Source organism: Caballeronia sp. LP006 (assembly GCF_031450995.1).
Classification (GTDB): domain Bacteria; phylum Pseudomonadota; class Gammaproteobacteria; order Burkholderiales; family Burkholderiaceae; genus Caballeronia.
The window spans coordinates 498,723-515,881 of record NZ_JARTVW010000003.1 but is presented as its reverse complement, the minus strand read 5'-3'; the positions used below and the strand labels follow the sequence as shown (position 1 = coordinate 515,881).

Below are 17,159 nucleotides of genomic sequence, written 5' to 3'. Positions count from 1 at the left end.
AATAGGGCATTCTGCATGCGGTCTGTTGAATGCAGAATGCCAGACTTACAACGCCAGCACGTTCACCGCCACGTCTATGTGGTGCGACCCGCCGCCGAGAATCATCCCGCGCAATAACGACACGTCCGTGTAGTCACGCCCCGTGGAAAGCGTGATGTGATCGAGATCCGCCAGCACGTCGTTGGTCGGATCGAGATCGACCCAGCCGCTCTGCGGACAATGCACTGAAACCCATGCGTGCGAGGCATCCGCGCCGATCAGCCGGGTCTGGCCCGGCGGCGGGTCGTTGCGCAAGTAACCGCTCACGTAGCGCGCCGGCAAGCCGAGCGAGCGCAGGCAACCGATCATCACCTGCGCGAAGTCCTGGCATACGCCGTGACCCAAGTCGAAGGCGCGCGTGGCGGGTGTATCGAACGCAGTCGACGACGGGCGGTACTCAAAATCCGCATGAATGCGATGCATCAGATCGATTGCACCCACGACGAGCGGTGTGTCGGCCTCAAAGCTCTGTGCGCCGTACTCGCGCAACGCCTGATCGAGCGCGATGTTCGGCGACGCATAGCAAAACTCGCTCTCCGCGAAGAACCGCGCGCCCGCGTGGTATTGCAGGCGCTGCACGACCTTTTCCCACGGCGGCGTTTCGGCGGGATCGAACGCATTCCAGCGCGGCACGAGCCGCACCGTGGTCTCGCTCGTCATCGAAAGACGCTCGTGCGGCGCATCGAGCGAAAAGTACAGCACGTCGTTGCCGAACGCATCGACTCGGCTGTGCACATAGGACGGCACCGGCTCGATCCGCTCCGTATGCGCGATCACCTGTTGCCACGGGCAATGCAACGGGCGAATCACCGCGAGATGCTGCGCGATCTCGACAGGCGTCGAATAACGATACGTGGTGCGATGCGTGACCGCGAGCGTCGTGGCTTCGGGGTTGCTGGATACGGTCATGAAGATACCTGCGAGGCCAGCGTGTTCGCATGGCTGAAGTAACGCGCGCTTACCTCGTTCGAAGCCACGCCCACGGCGCTCACGAGCCGGTCGCACAGTTCGATCAGATTGGCGAAGCGGCCGTCCTCGTCCGTCTCGCACAGCGACTCGAGACTCGGAAATGATTCTGCATGCGGCATGATGAATGCAAAATGCGTTCGACGCGCGCCGCCCGCCGCCGCCGCGATTTCATCGAGCTTTTTGCGCAAGCGGACATACACGCCGACGAGGCCGCGCGGGTTGGTTTCATCCAGCACGATCATGTCGATGAGCGCCGGCACTTCCAGCCGTCCCGGATAGCGTGATCGATACGTCAACGTGCTGTCGAAAAGCTGCAGCAACAAGTCGAAGCCTGCCGGTGTGGTCAACGTGCCGTGCTCGGCAGCCACGCGCACGAAGCTCGCCATGTTCGCGACGCGTTCGATATGCCGGCCAATGAAGAGCAGCCGCCACGCTTCGTCGCGCGTCATGCGGTCGCCTTGCGCACCGCTGATGGCGGATAGCTGCGTCGCCAGATGTTCGAGCGCATTCGCGAGCATTACGCGGTCGTAGTGCCTGCTGACCGGCGGCGCGGACTCGCCGCTTCCGCTCGCATTCGGACTTCCGCTCGCCGAAGGCAGCGCAAGCCGCGCGAGGGCATCGCGGAAATCGTTGCGCGACGCGAGAATGTTGCGCCAATGATCGTTGGAAAGACGGTCGCGAATTTCGCCCGAGGCGCGTGCCTGATCCGCGAGATTGCCGCCAATGCTCGTCGACCGGTTTGCAAGACCCATCACCAATGCGCGCTCGAAGGCTTGCGGAGAACTGCGCGCGGGCGTATCGATCGATGGAATTAGGCCGCATTGCGCCGCGAAGTCGGCAAGCGTCGGGAACAGATCGCCGTTGTCGTTGACTTCGAGCGTGCCCAAAAGCAGGCGGCACAGGCGCACGTTGTTCTCCGAGCGCTCGCTGTAGCGGCCCGCCCAAAAAAGATTTTCTGCCGCGCGGCTCGACACCGTGCGGCGCGCGCGCACGTCGCCCGGTTTCATCGGCGAAGGCAACAGCGATGCGGCCGGCACCGGTTGACTCGACAGCACCCACGTATCCACGCTGCTGCCGCCGAACTGCATGGACACCGTGGCTCGCCGGTCTGCGGCAAGCCGCGTGAAGCCGCCCGGCACGACGCTGAAGCCGCCGTCGATGTTCGCAATGGCATACACGCGCAGCACACAGGGACGCGAACCCAACGCGCCATCATTGAAACGCGGTGCGCTCGAAAACTGCAGGTTCTCCTGCACCGTGAAAACATCCGGCGAGCGTTCAATCCGTTCGCGCCATTCCGCCAGGTCCTGCACGCCCGCGTCGATGCCCGGCGGATGGTCGGTTTGCGCGCCCGGCCACGTCGGCGCGAGCAACGCTCGGTCCAGTTGCTCGAAAGCTTCCTCGCGCGCGGCGGGCTCGCCGCACCACCACGTCGGCACGGTCGGCAAGTCGAGCGACTCATCGAGCAAGGCATCGGCGATACCCGGCAGGAATGCATTGAGCGCGGGAGATTCGGTGAAGCCCGCGCCCGGCACGTTGGACACCATCACGTTGCCCGCGCGCATGACCTGCAGCAGTCCCGGCACGCCGATGGTCGAGTCGCCGCGCAACTCGACTGGATCACAAAATGCGTCGTCGAGCCGCCGTAATATTGCATGCACTCTCGACAAACCCGCGAGGGTCTTGAGATAGAGCTTGTCGTGCCGCACCGTCAGATCCTTGCCTTCCACGAGCGTCACGCCCAGATAGCGCGCAAGGAACACGTGCTCGAAGTAAGTCTCGCTGAATGGTCCGGGACTCAAGAGCGCGATATGCGGTGCATCGGGAGAAGTCTCTTCGTGTTCGCCATCGTCGTCGCGCATGGTGGCGCGCGCGGCGCGTGCGAGCGTCGCGATGAGTTGCGCATAAGCGGGCGCGAGACGGCTTACGCGCATGGCGCGAAACGGATCGGCAAAAAGACTCGCGACGATGAGCCGGTTTTCGAGCGCATAACCGAGGCCGGAAGGCGCCTCGGTCCGATGCGCCATGACCGTCCATGTGCCCTTTGGCGTGCGCGCGAGATCGACCGCGACGATCTGCAGAAAGCGCCCGCCAGGCGGTACGTAGCCCTTCACGGGACGCAGATAGCCAGGATGTCCGAACACGAGCGCGGTGGGCAAGAGACCACGATGCAGCAGCGTCTGCGGGCCGTAGATATCGGCCATGATCGCTTCCATGAGACGCGCGCGCTGAGCGACGCCGCGTTCGATCACGGCCCACTCTTCTTCGTCGATCAGAAGCGGCAGCAGGTCGAGCGACCACGCGCGCGGCTCGCCGTTATCGGCATAGACGTTGTACGTGATGTCGTTGTCGCGAATCTGCTGCGCAACGGCGGCCACGCCTTCATCCAGATGCTCGATACCGTCTTCACCGAGCAATTCGAAAAACTGGCGCCAGGGCTCGCGCAACTGGCCGGAAGAATCGCGCAATTCGTCCCAGTGCCCTTCGCGCGCCGGCAAGGTGCGCATCAGCGCGAGTGCGTCGACACGCGCACCGGACGTGTCGAAGGGCAAGGTCGATTGAAACGGCAAGATCGTCTGGTTCCGTGAATGAGCGCTTCTTAACGATAGCGCAGGTCGAGCGTGAAGGGGAATTCGAGGCTGCGTTGCTGCGGCTCGATCTGTGTTGCACCCGGCGTATGTCCCGTCGCGAAGAAACGCGCGCGCCGGCGGCTCTCCGCTTCGTATGCATTCACCGGGAACGTCTGATAATTGCGCCCGCCCGGATGCGCGACATGATACTGACATCCGCCGATGGCGCGGCCCGTCCAGGTATCGACGATATCGAAAGTCAGCGGCGCATGCACGTCGATGGTCGGATGCAGCGACGCCGATTGCGACCATGCTCTGAAGCGCACGCCGGCCACATATTCACTGACGCGTCCCGTGGGCTGCATCGGCAAGGGGCGGCCGTTCACGGTAATGACATGCCGGGCGCCGTTGAGCCCGAGCGCCCGCACTTCGAGCCGCTCGACGGAAGAATCGACGAAGCGCACCGTGCCGCCTATCGCACCTTCCTCGCCCATCACGTGCCACGGTTCGAGTGCATTGCGCAGCGTCAGTTCGATGCCATTGGTGTCGTAGGCGCCGACGAGCGGGAAACGGAATTCAAAATGCGGATCGAACCAGCTCTTCTCGAATGCGAAGCCGGCTTCGCGCAAGTCGGCCAGCACGTCCTCGAAATCCATTTCCACGAAACTGCCGAGCATGAAGCGGTCGTGCAGCTCCGTGCCCCAGCGCGTAAGGCGCGCGGTGTAGGGCTTTTCCCAGAAGCGGGCGACCAGCGCGCGCAGCAGAAGCTGCTGCACGAGGCTCATGCGCGCGTGCGGCGGCATTTCGAAGCCGCGCAGTTCGAGCAGGCCGAGGCGGCCGGTCGGACCATCGGGCGAATACAGTTTGTCGATGCAGAATTCCGCGCGGTGCGTGTTGCCGGTCACATCGATCAGGATATTGCGCAGAATGCGGTCGATGAGCCAAGGCGGCACGGTGGCGCTGTCGCGACCGCCCAGCAGATCGAGCTGGCGTTGCAGTTCCTTGAATGCAATTTCAAGCTCGTAGACCTGATCGTTGCGCGCCTCGTCGACACGCGGCGCCTGGCTCGTCGGACCGATAAAGAGACCCGAGAACAGTGTGGATAGCGACGGGTGGTTGAGCCAATAGGCAATCAGGCTCGCGAGCAGATCGGGCCGTCGCAGGAACGGGCTATCGGGCGGGGTCGCACCGCCAAGGACGAAGTGGTTGCCGCCGCCCGTGCCGGTGTGACGGCCGTCGAGCATGAACTTCTCCGGGCTCAGATACGTCTCGTGCGCCGCGTTATAGAGAAATTCGGTGTGCTCGACGAGCTGTTTCCAGTTAGATGCCGGATGAATGTTCACCTCGATCACACCAGGATCGGGCGTGACTTGCAGCACCTTCAGACGCGTGTCGCGCGGCGGCGGATAGCCTTCGACGATCACCGGGATACGCAGGTCGGCGGCCGTGGCTTCGACGGCGGCGAGCAAGTCGAGATACGCGTCGAGCGAGGTCAGCGGCGGCATGAACACATGCATGAGCTTATTGCCGTTGCCGTGTTTCTTGAGCGCATCGGCTTCGGCTTTCGGACCTGCGGCGCGCGCCGGATTGCGTGCTTCGACGCACACGGCGGTACGCGCGATCCACTTCGCGGATTCGCCTCGTTCGGGCATGCGAGTGCTTGCCGAATACGCCGATGCATCGCCCAAGGCTGACGATCCGGTCAATGCTTTCCCCGGACCTGCCGCATCGCTGCCGAGAACATCTGCGCCCGGCTCGGCATTTTGCACACCGGATTCAAAATCCAGGTCGGCGGCATATTGCATACGAAATTCAGCCGCCCGCCGCAACGGCATGGACGGCGCAAACGGGTCGTGCTCGTGCTGATACGGATAGTCGCTCTTGGCCACCCACGGCAGCGAATCGAGCGGCATGCGGTAGCCCATCGGCGAATCGCCCGGAATCAGATACATGCGCTCGTCGCGGAAGAACCACGGGCCGCTCGCCCAGTGCGCCGGACGCGTGCCGTCGGCGGCTTCGCGGGCAATCGGCAGCGCGTAGCCGGTCACCGAGGGCAAGCCGGAATCGAACACACGGAAGAGCCGTGCGCGCTCCAGTTCGTCGTCGAGACGCGAGTCGAACGGGTCCACGTTGACCGGCAGGCGACGCTCGCGCCACAGGTAGTACCAACTGTCTTCGTAGCCCGCCTGAACGTATTTTGCATCCAAGGAAAGCTTGCCCGCGAGATGGCGAATGAAGCGCTCGGCATCTTCGGCGGTGTAGTTGGCGGGCTCGCGTTCGTCCGCGAAGAGCGTGGGATCGCTCCAGCACGGCTCGCCGTCCGCACGCCAGAATAGCGACAGCGCCCAGCGCGGCAACTGCTCGCCGGGATACCACTTGCCCTGGCCGATATGAAGGAAGCCGTTCACGCCGTACTCCGCGCGCAGCTTGTCCATTAGCGTGACCGCGTAGGCGCGTTTGGTCGGACCAAGGGCGTCGGTGTTCCATTCGGGCGCATCGCGGTCGCGCACGGCGACATAGGTCGGCTCGCCGCCCATCGTCAGGCGCACGTCGGAAGCATTCAATTGCGCATCGACCTGATTGCCCATGCGCAGCACGTCACTCCAGTCTTCCTCGCTGTACGGCTTCGTCACACGCGGCGTTTCCAGCACGCGCGTGATGGTCATGGTGTGAGTGAATTCGACTTCGCTCTCATCGACTGCACCTGAAACGGGCGCCGCGCTGTCCGGTTCCGGCGTGCACGCCACCGGAATGTGGCCTTCTCCCGCGAGCAGGCCCGAGGTCGGATCGAAACCGATCCAGCCCGCGCCCGGCAGAAACACTTCGCACCATGCATGCAGATCCGTGAAGTCGACTTCCGTGCCGCTCGGACCGTCGAGCGATTTCGTATCCGGCGCGAGCTGCAGCAGATAGCCCGAGACGAAGCGCGCTGCAAGTCCCAGATGGCGCAGCGTTTCGACGAGCAGCCAGCCTGAATCGCGGCACGAACCGGCAGCGCTGACGAGCGTTTCCTCCGGCGTCTGCACGCCCGGTTCCATGCGGATCAGGTAGCGAATCTCATCGGCGAGACGTTGATTCAATCCGACCATGAAGTCGATGGTCGGCGTCTCCGTACGGTCGATGCTCGCGATGAACTCCGCAAAGCGCGGCGTCAATTCGCGCTTGATCATGTAGGGTGCAAGGTCGTGGCGCAAATCCGGCGCGTAAGCGAACGGAAATTTTTCGGCGGACGGTTCGAGAAAGAAATCGAACGGGTTATAGACCGCCATCTCGGCGACGAGATCGACCGTCACCTTGAACTCGCGCGTTTTCTCCGGGAAAACAAGGCGCGCCTGATAATTGGCGAACGCGTCCTGCTGCCAGTTGATGAAGTGTTCCTCGGGCTCGACGTTCAACGAGTACGACAGAATCGGCGTGCGGCAATGCGGCGCCGGGCGCAAGCGCACCACTTGCGGCGACAGCCCGACGAGCCGGTCATAACGGTAATGCGTGACATGGTTCAACGCGACGCGAATGGACACACCGGACTCCTTTTATTCAAATGACGCCGCACACGGACAGTGCATCGTGCGCGTCTTATCTGTTGCTTAAGCGTTGCTGTAACGCCAGGCGGGAAGAGCGCTTAACGCGGCACGATGATTGCGTGGACTGCGCGCATCCACGAACACCGCGTCGGTTCCGACGCGAACTCCACCCCTTCCGGCTATCACGATGAAGACTTTTCACTGCAACCGCTGCGATCAGCTCGTGTTCTTCGAGAACACACACTGCGAAAATTGCGGCGCGCGGCTTGGCTACGTGCCCGAACTCAATCAGATCAGCGCATTCGAGGAAACCGGCGACGGCCAATGGAAAAGCCTGCATCCCCTCGCGAAAGACATGTTGTACCGCCCGTGTCATAACTACGAGGTCGAGAACGTCTGCAACTGGGTGGTTCCCGCCGACTCGCCGGAAACGCTCTGCTGCTCCTGCAAGCTCACGAGCGTCATTCCCAACCTCGACAATCCCGACAACCGCACCTACTGGTATCGGATCGAGGCGGCCAAGCGGCGCTTGCTCTATACGCTTTCCGAGCTCGGCCTGCCGGTGATCTCGCGGCAGGAAGACCCGGAACGCGGCCTCGAATTCCGCTTTCTCGAAGGCGATTCGCAAGGCCACGGCGTGATGACGGGTCACGACAACGGCATCATCACGCTCAACATCGCGGAAGCCGACGATGCGCATCGCGAGAAAACGCGCGCCGATCTGCATGAGCCGTATCGCACCTTGCTCGGTCATTTCCGCCATGAAACAGGGCACTATTTCTTCGATCGCCTGATTGGCGACACCGCGCGAATTGCGCCATATCGCACTGCATTCGGCGACGAGCAGCAGGACTACAACGCCGCGCTCCAGCGCCATTACAACGAGGGACCGCCTCCCAATTGGGAAGAGAACTTCGTGAGCAGCTATGCCACGATGCATCCGTGGGAGGACTGGGCCGAGACCTGGGCGCATTACCTGCATATCGTCGATACGCTCGATACCGCCGTGTCCTGCGGCCTCGCGCTCGTCCCCGACAGTCCGCATGAACCGACGCTTACCGACCAGACGCCTGTCGAGGAAACCACCTTCGATAACCTGATGAAACGCTGGTTTCCGTTGACCTATGTGCTCAACAGCCTGAACCGCAGCCTGGGCATGCCCGATGGTTATCCGTTCACGCTCGCCCCGGCGGTGATCGACAAGCTGCGCTTCGTGCATCGCGTCGTCGCGGCGGCGTCGAAACGCTAGGGACGTATTCAAGCGGAGCCTTGCGACTGGCTCTGCGACTGACCCGTCCCCTGCGTTTGCGTCTGCGTTTGCGAGGGCTCCTGAGTCGCTTCCGGCGTCTCGGGAGCGATAGGCAAGAGAAACTCGCGGCTGATACGGCCTGCAAGATCGTTCACGCGCGCGAGAAAGCTCACGAGATACGCGTGCAGCCCCGCTTGCAGAATCTCGCTGATGCGTCCCGTTCTAAGCTCGGCGCTCAATTGCGCCGCCAGGCGCGACGCCTCGGTCTCGCGACCCTTGGTGACATGACGGATGAGCAGCTCCGCTTCGGCAATACTCGCCGCAAGCGAGCGCGGCCATTCGCCATAGAGAATCAAGAGGCCCGCAACGCGCTCGGGCGTGATGACATCGCGATACACCCGGCGATACACCTCGAAGCCCGATACCGAGCCCAGCACGGCGGTCCAGTGGTGATAATCGAACGGCTGCGCGGAGGTATCGGCGCGCTGCTCCATCATCTCGAACTTCACATCGAGAATGCGAGCCGTATTATCCGCACGTTCGATGAAGGTTCCGAGACGCATGAAGTAAAACGCATCGTCCTTGACGAGCGTGCCGAGCTGAACCCCGCGCGAGAGATGCGAACGAAACTTCACCCACTCGAAGAAGGTATAGGGCTCGCGCTCGAGAATGCCATCGGCCAGCATGCGCTGACAGTCGAGCCACGTCGTATTGAGCGATTCCCACAACTCGCTGTTCGTGGAACTGCGTACAGCGCGTGCATTCTCGCGAGCAGCCCGCAGACAACTCACGATGGACGAGGGATTCGACATGTCCCGCGCCATGAAGTCGACGACCTCGTGGCTCTTCATGCCGTGGTGCGCGGCGGAATAGATGCCGCTTAGTTCGGAGATGGAAAGCATCGCGCGCCAGCCCAGTTCCGCATATTCGTCGGACTGCGGCAAGAGCGAAAGCTGATAGTTCGCGTCGAGCATGCGCGCGGTGTTTTCGGCGCGTTCGGTATAGCGCGCCATCCAGAAGAGATGATCCGCGGTACGGCTCAGCATGGGTTTTCCCGGTTGTTGATATGGAGGTTCGCGTCTCGATTCTCGAGCCGGGGCTCTTAGCGTTCAAGCACCCACGTGTCCTTGGTTCCGCCTCCTTGCGACGAATTCACGACAAGAGAACCTTCACGTAGCGCGACCCGAGTAAGGCCGCCCGGCACCATGCGCACCTCGTTGCCCGACAGCACGAACGGACGCAGATCGATATGGCGAGGCGCGATGCCTGCCTCCACATACGTCGGGCATGTCGATAGCGCGAGCGTAGGCTGCGCGATGTATTTGTCCGGATGCGCTTCGAGCACCTTGCGAAACTCGGCGATCTGCGCGGTCGTCGATGCCGGGCCGACCAGCATGCCGTAGCCGCCCGCGCCATGCGTTTCCTTCACGACGAGTTCGGGCAAGTGATCGAGCACATACTTGAAGTCGTCTGGCTTGCGGCACATCCATGTCGGCACGTTGTTGAGTATCGGCTCTTCGCCGAGATAGAAGCGCACCATGTCCGGCACATACGGGTAGATCGATTTGTCGTCGGCAATGCCTGTTCCTACCGCATTGCAGAGTGACACGTTGCCTGCGCGATATGCCGAGATGAGGCCCGGAACGCCGAGCGACGAATCTTCGCGGAACACCAGCGGATCGAGGAAGTCGTCATCCACGCGGCGATAGATCACATCGACGCGCTGCGGCCCTTGCGTCGTGCGCATATACACGAAGTCGTGGTCGACGAAGAGATCCTGTCCTTCGACCAACTCGACGCCCATTTGCTGCGCTAGGAACGTGTGCTCGAAATACGCCGAGTTATACATGCCGGGCGTCATCACGACGATCGTCGGATTTTCAACGCCTGCGGGTGCCGCCGCGCGCAATGTATCGAGCAGCAAATCGGGGTAATGCGCAACCGGCGCCACGCGGTTACGCGCGAACAGATCGGGAAAGAGCCGCATCATCATCTTGCGGTTTTCAAGCATGTAGGACACGCCCGATGGCACGCGCAGATTGTCTTCGAGTACGTAGAACTCGCCTTGGCCGGCACGAACGATGTCGATACCCGCGATATGCGCATAGATGTCGCGCGTCACCTTAACGCCGCGCATCTCCGGCCGATACTGCGAATTGTTGAGAATCTGCGCCTCGGGAATGATGCCCGCGCGAATGATGTTCTGCTCGTGGTAGATGTCGTGAATAAACCGATTGAGCGCATTGACGCGTTGCCGCAAACCGCGCTCTAGCGCTTTCCATTCGTCTGCGGGAAAGATGCGCGGAATGACATCGAAGGGAATGGTGCGCTCGGGAATGCTGCCGGATGTATCGCTCGTTCCATAGACTGCGAACGTAATGCCGACGCGGCGAAAGTTGAGATCGGCTTCGGCGCGCTTGAGGCTGATTTGCTGTTCGCTCTGCGCGATGAGCCAGGTCATGAAATCGCGGTAATGCTTGCGCGGATCGCCCACGTCATTGAAGGCTGCCGCTGGCACACCGCGCGCCTCCAGCACGCTTTGCTCGAACATCTCGTTGAAGAATGCTTGCGTCATAACCGGTCTTCCATATGAAGTGCATGCTGGGGCGGCGCCCCTTCGCTCGTAATTCTGGTTGCACTCGCAAACGCTCGAAAGCCTGAACGACGCGGCCGACCGGACTCAACCGGTATGTCGTGTTGTTTCTTAGGCGACCTCTAAGCGCGATGCCAACGATAGCCACGATTTTCGTCTGCATCGAATGCGCGGGCAGCCCAGTGCCGTTCAATCAAAAAGCAACTTCAATGCCAATGGTACAAGCCGGAATAAAAACACCTTTATATTGCGCCGATGCCAACATCCATGCACCAGAAAAGCGCATCGGTCCGAACGAGTGCACAGTCTGAGGAAGCCAGACGGCCGCACGACGGTGCGCGTACGCATGAATCGTTGCGCTCCACCGGTATCATAAGCGTCTCACCGCCAGTCTCCGACAGTTTATGAATACGCCCTCTTCTCCCGCTTCGCGCCCTGCCTTGCGCGAACTCACGCCACTCGAAGCACGCGTCCTTGGCGTGCTCGTAGAAAAGCAGCATACCGTGCCGGACACTTATCCTTTATCGCTCAACTCCCTCACCTCGGGATGCAACCAGAAGACCGCACGGGCTCCAGTCATGAACGTGAGCGAGGACGAAGTCCTCACGACCATCGACGGATTGAAGCGCCTCTCGCTCGTGATGGAAGGCAGCAGCAGCCGCGTGCCGCGTTTCGAACATAACGTCAATCGTGTGCTTGGTGTGCCGAGCCAATCGGTTGCCTTGCTCGCTACGTTGTTCTTGCGCGGCCCGCAAACCGCTGCAGAATTGCGTTCGAACAGCGCGCGTCTGCATGGCTTCGCGGACATCTCCTCCGTGGAGAGCTTTCTCGATGAGCTCGCTTCCAACGACCCGCCGCGCGTGATGAAACTGCCGCGCGTGCCGGGCGAGCGCGAAAGCCGCTGGGTGCATTTGCTATGCGGCGAAGTGAGCATGAGCGATTTTCCCGTGCGCGATGTCGCTGAACGCGAGTCTTGGTCGCCATCGGAAGTCGAATCGCTCAAGGCCGAGCAAAAGCGCCTGACACTTGAAGTCAACCAGCTAAGAGCGATGGTTCAGCGCATGGCGGCTGAATTGGGAATCGACCTCGAAGGATCGTCCGACGAAGCATGAGTGTGTCGATCGATCCCGCAGGCTTTAGCGTCGAGCGTGCAATGCTGGTCGTCTTCAAAGCGGTTCAGCTTTAGCGCATCGCGCCAGGACCAACTAAAAGCGATGGTTTAGCTAATGCTTGACGTAACCGGAAAGGAACACGTAAGCATTAAACGAAGATAGCGTGACATGCGCGCATCAATTACAAATATCTTGGATAATTCGCTCGCAGCGCCAGGCGCAGACAAAAGACGATACTGCGCCGCGCCTCGAACCCGCAACGACGTATGAGGAGAACCAGCGTTGGAACCCGACACGAGCGACCAAAACAAGAACCGTCCATGGCTCTGGGCGACTCTTTTGATTCCCTATATTGCCCTGCTCTGGCTGCCGTTTTATAACGACACGCATCCATCGTTCGCAGGCTTTCCCTTCTTCTACTGGTATCAGTTTCTTTGGGTGCCGCTCACGTCACTTTTGCTTTATGTCGTGTATCGGGGCATCAAATGAACGATCTCAATCCAGTCAATCCGGTTGCGATGACCATCTTCATCGCGTTCTTTCTATTGGTCACCGTCGTCGGCTTCTTTGCGGCGCGCTGGAAGCGTGGCGATCTTACGCAACTCCATGAATGGGGCTTGGGCGGCCGGCAATTCGGCGTATTGATTTCGTGGTTCCTGGTCGGTGGCGATTTCTATACCGCCTATACGGTGATCGCGGTTCCCGCACTGGTCTATTCGGTTGGCGCCTACGGCTTCTTCGCGCTGCCTTATACGATCATCGTGTACCCGTTCGTGTTCGCGGTAATGCCCAAACTCTGGAAAATCGCGCACGCCAAGAATCACATCACCGCTGCGGACTATGTGCACGGCGAATACGGCGGCAAGTGGTTTCCTGCTGCCATCGCGTTGACTGGCATCGTCGCGACCATGCCTTATATTGCGCTGCAACTGGTCGGCATGCAGGTGGTCATCAAGGGACTTGGCGTGACGGGCGAATTGCCGTTGATCGTCGCGTTCGTGATCCTCGCGCTCTACACCTACACGAGCGGCCTGCGCGCGCCCGCGATGATCGCGTTCGTCAAGGACATCATGATCTATATCGTCGTGATCGCGGCCGTGTGGGTCATTCCGTCGAAGCTCGGCGGCTATGCGCATGTGTTCGATACCGCCGATCAGTTTTTCAAGGCCAAGGGCGGCGCAACGGGCATCACGCTCAAGCCCGCGCAATTCACGGCGTATGCTTCGCTTGCGCTTGGATCGGCGCTTGCGGCATTCATGTATCCGCATACCATGACCGCCGTGCTGTCTTCGTCGTCCGCGACCACGGTGCGCAAGAACGCAATCTTTCTGCCTGCTTATACCTTGCTGCTGGGCCTGATCGCATTGCTCGGCTATATGGCGATCGCGGCGGGCATTCATGTGAAATCGGCGTCGGATGTCGTGCCCGCGCTCTTCAATACGCTGTTTCCCTCGTGGTTCGTGGGCTTCGCGGCGGCGGCCATTGCCATTAGTGCGCTCGTGCCGGCCGCGATCATGTCGATCGGCGCGGCGAATCTTTTCACACGCAACTTGTGGGGACCGCTGATCTCGCCAGACATGACGCCCGCTTCGGAAGCCGCGACGGCCAAGGTGGTATCGCTCGTCGTGAAGTTCGGCGCGCTGCTGTTCATCGTCTTCCTGCCGACGCAATATGCCATCGACCTGCAATTGCTCGGCGGCGTGTGGATTCTGCAAATATTCCCCGCTATCGTGTTCAGTCTCTACACGCGCCGCATGACGATGCCCGGCCTCTTTCTCGGCTGGCTCGTCGGTATCGTGCTCGGCACTGGACTTGCCATCTCGCAAGGGCTCAAGCCGGTGTATGTCCTGCATGTCGGCGCGGGATCGTGGCCGCTTTATATCGGCCTGATTGCGCTGGCGGTGAATATCGTCGTGACGTTCGCCGTATCGCTCGTAACGCATCGCCGTGTGGTGCCCGCGATTTAACGCCATGAACAGCCCGGCGCTTGACGGCGTCGGGCTTCTTTGCCGAGTGATAGTATCGATGGAGCATGCCCTTCTCATCTTCCGTCGAGTGCCATGTCCGCCTCTTCCATCGCGAACACGCTGTTCGCACCCGGCAAGCTCTCCATCGGCCTTACGCTTCCCTTGGTAACGTCGGGCCGGACCGCAGTGGACTTTAGCGAGCAGCTAGAACTCGCGCGTCTTGCAGATCAACTCGGCTTTCGTGCGCTATGGGTGCGCGATGTCCCGCTCAATAGCATCGACTATCCCGATCCCGTCGGACACCTCGATCCGTGGGTGCTGCTCGGCGCGCTTGCATCGAATACGCAGCGTATAGCGCTTGCAAGCGGAGCAATCGTGCTCACGTTGAGACACCCGCTTCATATCGCCAAGGGCGCCGTTTCCGTCAATACGCTTTCGCGTGGACGCTTCATTCTCGGTGTCGGCTCCGGTGACAGGCCGCCCGAATATGCGGCCTTCGGGCGCGATCCTGAAGAACGCCGCGACTTATACAAACGGCATTGGGAGACGCTCGCTGCGGCCATCGAGGTGCCCTCGCGCGTCATTCCGGACCGCGAGCCCGAAGGTGCGCCCGCATTCTTTCTGCTGCCTGAGCAGGACGCTTCGATTCCCTTGATCGCAGTCGGCTCCGGCGGTCAAAGCGTCGACTGGATTGCGCGTCACTCGCTTGGCTGGATGACTTATCACCGCGAACCGCAAGCGCAGCGCGGCCGCTATAGCATGTGGCGCGCAGCGGTCGAGCGCGTGTCGCCCGGCGAATTTCGCGCATTCGGCGTGGCCATGCGTCTCGACTTGAGCGAAGATCCCGACGAACCCGCCAGCGATATTTCTCTTGGCTATCGCACGGGTTATCGCGCGTTGATCGACCTGCTGCGCGCCATGCGGGATAACGGCACGCATCACGTCACGCTGAACGTTTCGTCTGAGCGGCGCGAGGCACGCGCGGTCATCGAGGAAGTCGCGAGATACGTGTTACCCGAATTTAATCGCTAAACGCATATGACCAGGCTTGCTTCCTTGCCCACCAACGATATCGTTGCACTCGACGCCATTGCGCTATTCCAAGCTATCCATGCACGAGAAGTATCTTGCGTCGAAGTGATGAACGCGTATCTGGCGCAAGTGGATCGCCTTAACCCGCAAGTCAACGCGATTGTCGCGATGCAGGATCGCGAGAGTCTTTTAAAGCTCGCAAGCGAGCGCGACACGCAGTTGGCGCGTGACGGAAGTCTTGGCGTGTTGCATGGTTTTCCTCAAGCGCCCAAGGACATTTTGCCCGTCGCCGGCATGGTGACGACCAAAGGCTCGCCCCTCTTAGCCAAGCAAATCACGCAAACCGATGCGTTCATTTTCGAACGCACGCGCCGCGCAGGCGCGGTCTTCATTGGCCGGACCAACTCTCCCGAGTTCGGCCTTGGCGGACATACCTATAACCCCGTTTATGGTTTGACGCGCAACGCATTCGATCCATCTCGGTCGGCTGGCGGAAGCAGTGGCGGCGCAGCCGTTGCGGTCGCGTTGCGCATGCTTCCCGTGGCCGATGGATCGGACATGATGGGCTCGCTGCGCACGCCGGCGGCATTCAACAACGTGTTCGGATTTCGCAGTACACCGGGATGCGTGCCGTATGGCCCCGCCGACGAAGTGTTCTATCAGCAATTCAGCGTCGCCGGTCCAATGGCGCGCACGGTCCCCGAACTCGGCTTCCTGCTTTCGGTGCAAGCGGGATTCGATGCGCGCGCCCCACTCTCGCGCCGCGGCGATTCACCGGCGGCATTTGCCAGTGCCTTGGAGCGCGATATGCGTGGCACGCGAATCGGCTGGCTTGGCGATCTGAACGGATATCTGCCTACCGAGACGTCCTTGCTCGATACCTGTGGCGCCGCCTTGCGTCACTTTGAAACGGCAGGTTGCACGGTCGAAGCGGCAGAGTTGAAATTCGATTTCAATCGCTTGTGGCAAGCGTGGATCGATTTACGCAGCTTCGCCATTGCGGGCGCAAATGCGCCGCTTTATCGCGATGCCGCTAAGCGCGCATTGCTAAAGCCCGAAGCCGTATGGGAAATCGAGCGCGGACTGGGTCTTTCGGGAGAAGACGTCTACCGCGCCGCACTGGACCGTTCGGCGTGGTATCAAACGCTGAACGCGCTATTCGAAAGTTATGATTTTCTGGTGTTGCCTGCGGCACAAGTCTTCCCCTTCGATGCCACGCTCAAGTGGCCTCATTCCATAGGCGCACGAACAATGGATACCTATCACCGATGGATGGAAACCGTGGTGCCCGCAACCATGGCGTCCTTACCCGCGTTGTCCGCGCCAGCCGGTTTCGGTCCTGCGGGTTTGCCAGCCGGAATACAAATAATTGGGCCGGCGCAAATGGATCTTGCCGTGTTGCAAGTCGGGCTTGCCTACGATCGCGCAAGCGGCTATTCCAGCATGCGCAGTCCGTTGCTTGCTTAGCGGGATTAAACCGCGCTAAGCGCATTTTCAAGTGTTTGCTTCTTGCACGCTTGCCGCTTTCTTTCCTGCCGGACGAGCTTTGCTCTTGGCGCCCGCTGCCTTAGACGATCCTGCCGGACTGTCACGACGCGCGCCCGTTTTGCCGTTCGATGCGCCGTCGATCAAATACACGCTACGGTCTGCTACATCCTTGATCCAGGCCGGTGGACGCGCGTGCCCACTCCAAGTCAGACCGCTCGCGGGGTCACGATACTTAGGCGGCATCTTCGATTTCTTGACGGCCTTCCTGGACGAAGCCGCATTCTTCGACCCCACCGGACGCCCGCGCTTCTTGACGCCAGGCGAACTGTCGCTCTTGTCGAGATCCGCCGTAGTCAGGCCATATTCCTGCATCAGCGCGCGAATGTTTGCGATGACCTCGCTCGATTTACGTTCACGCAATGCATCTGCACGGCGCTGCAATTTTTGAATCTGAGTTTCCAACTGAGCCAATGTAACCATTCTTCCCCCGTTTAATATCCTGCATAGGTCTAGGGAATGAGTGTACGAGAATTGATAAAGGCTTAAACAATGAAGCATTAATCTCGACGCGCACACTCACCCGTCGAGACATCTTAAAGCGATACCATTGTTATAG

The 17,159-nt window shown here is 60.8% G+C and carries 12 protein-coding genes; 6 read left to right on the top strand and 6 right to left on the bottom strand.

Annotated features, from left to right (window positions below):
- Window positions 1-45 precede the first annotated feature (45 nt).
- From P9250_RS06990 to P9250_RS06980, 3 genes are read right to left on the bottom strand one after another with little or no spacing between them, the layout of a single operon-like run.
- Complete coding sequence (locus P9250_RS06990) at window positions 46-948, bottom strand: transglutaminase family protein (RefSeq protein ID WP_250494576.1); 903 nt, start codon at window positions 946-948, stop codon at window positions 46-48.
- On the bottom strand, window positions 945-3,578 hold the full coding sequence (locus tag P9250_RS06985) for a circularly permuted type 2 ATP-grasp protein (RefSeq protein ID WP_250494575.1): 2,634 nt from the start codon (window positions 3,576-3,578) through the stop codon (window positions 945-947). The genes P9250_RS06990 and P9250_RS06985 overlap by 4 nt, the downstream gene beginning before the upstream one ends.
- Window positions 3,579-3,607: 29 nt before the next feature.
- On the bottom strand, window positions 3,608-7,099 hold the full coding sequence (locus P9250_RS06980; RefSeq protein ID WP_310391969.1) for a transglutaminase family protein: 3,492 nt from the start codon (window positions 7,097-7,099) through the stop codon (window positions 3,608-3,610).
- A gap of 190 nt (window positions 7,100-7,289) precedes the next feature.
- Here P9250_RS06980 and P9250_RS06975 point away from each other — a divergent pair, with 190 nt between their 5' ends.
- Complete coding sequence (locus P9250_RS06975; RefSeq protein WP_244830786.1) at window positions 7,290-8,351, top strand: putative zinc-binding metallopeptidase; 1,062 nt, start codon at window positions 7,290-7,292, stop codon at window positions 8,349-8,351.
- Between the two features lie 8 nt (window positions 8,352-8,359).
- Here the strand turns inward: P9250_RS06975 and P9250_RS06970 are convergent, their stop codons facing one another.
- On the bottom strand, window positions 8,360-9,397 hold the full coding sequence (locus tag P9250_RS06970; protein ID WP_250469366.1) for an alpha-E domain-containing protein: 1,038 nt from the start codon (window positions 9,395-9,397) through the stop codon (window positions 8,360-8,362).
- A gap of 56 nt (window positions 9,398-9,453) precedes the next feature.
- On the bottom strand, window positions 9,454-10,926 hold the full coding sequence (locus P9250_RS06965) for a circularly permuted type 2 ATP-grasp protein (protein ID WP_244830788.1): 1,473 nt from the start codon (window positions 10,924-10,926) through the stop codon (window positions 9,454-9,456).
- A gap of 422 nt (window positions 10,927-11,348) precedes the next feature.
- Between P9250_RS06965 and P9250_RS06960 the strand changes: the two genes are divergently transcribed.
- The 5 genes from P9250_RS06960 (at window position 11,349) to P9250_RS06940 (ending at window position 16,522) form a co-directional block, all read left to right on the top strand.
- Entirely contained in the window at window positions 11,349-12,056 is a 708-nt protein-coding gene (locus P9250_RS06960; RefSeq protein WP_244830789.1) for a YceH family protein, read from the top strand.
- Window positions 12,057-12,338: 282 nt separating this feature from the next.
- The gene (locus tag P9250_RS06955; RefSeq protein ID WP_370652249.1) at window positions 12,339-12,545 is read left to right on the top strand and encodes a DUF3311 domain-containing protein; all 207 of its coding nucleotides are present in this window, start codon (window positions 12,339-12,341) and stop codon (window positions 12,543-12,545) included.
- A complete protein-coding gene (gene mctP / locus P9250_RS06950) occupies window positions 12,542-14,023 on the top strand; it encodes a monocarboxylate uptake permease MctP (protein WP_309847266.1) in 1,482 nt (493 codons plus the stop codon). The genes P9250_RS06955 and mctP overlap by 4 nt, the downstream gene beginning before the upstream one ends.
- Window positions 14,024-14,116: 93 nt before the next feature.
- Entirely contained in the window at window positions 14,117-15,055 is a 939-nt protein-coding gene (locus tag P9250_RS06945) for an LLM class oxidoreductase (RefSeq protein WP_310391966.1), read from the top strand.
- Window positions 15,056-15,061: 6 nt separating this feature from the next.
- A complete protein-coding gene (locus P9250_RS06940; protein ID WP_310391964.1) occupies window positions 15,062-16,522 on the top strand; it encodes an amidase in 1,461 nt (486 codons plus the stop codon).
- Between the two features lie 27 nt (window positions 16,523-16,549).
- On the opposite strand, the gene P9250_RS06935 is transcribed toward P9250_RS06940, so the two are convergent.
- Window positions 16,550-17,101 (bottom strand): H-NS histone family protein, encoded by a 552-nt coding sequence (locus tag P9250_RS06935; protein ID WP_310391962.1) that lies wholly within the window; start codon window positions 17,099-17,101, stop codon window positions 16,550-16,552.
- Window positions 17,102-17,159 lie beyond the last annotated feature (58 nt).

What these genes read in the sequence shown, in the direction of transcription:
- P9250_RS06990 (WP_250494576.1), bottom strand. Translation starts at nt 948, where the DNA reads ATGACCGTATCCAGCAACCCCGAAGCCACGACGCTCGCGGTCACGCAT.
- P9250_RS06975 (WP_244830786.1), top strand. Translation starts at nt 7,290, where the DNA reads ATGAAGACTTTTCACTGCAACCGCTGCGATCAGCTCGTGTTCTTCGAG.
- P9250_RS06970 (WP_250469366.1), bottom strand. Translation starts at nt 9,397, where the DNA reads ATGCTGAGCCGTACCGCGGATCATCTCTTCTGGATGGCGCGCTATACC.
- P9250_RS06965 (WP_244830788.1), bottom strand. Translation starts at nt 10,926, where the DNA reads ATGACGCAAGCATTCTTCAACGAGATGTTCGAGCAAAGCGTGCTGGAG.
- P9250_RS06960 (WP_244830789.1), top strand. Translation starts at nt 11,349, where the DNA reads ATGAATACGCCCTCTTCTCCCGCTTCGCGCCCTGCCTTGCGCGAACTC.
- mctP (WP_309847266.1), top strand. Translation starts at nt 12,542, where the DNA reads ATGAACGATCTCAATCCAGTCAATCCGGTTGCGATGACCATCTTCATC.
- P9250_RS06945 (WP_310391966.1), top strand. Translation starts at nt 14,117, where the DNA reads ATGTCCGCCTCTTCCATCGCGAACACGCTGTTCGCACCCGGCAAGCTC.
- P9250_RS06940 (WP_310391964.1), top strand. Translation starts at nt 15,062, where the DNA reads ATGACCAGGCTTGCTTCCTTGCCCACCAACGATATCGTTGCACTCGAC.
- P9250_RS06935 (WP_310391962.1), bottom strand. Translation starts at nt 17,101, where the DNA reads ATGCTTCATTGTTTAAGCCTTTATCAATTCTCGTACACTCATTCCCTA.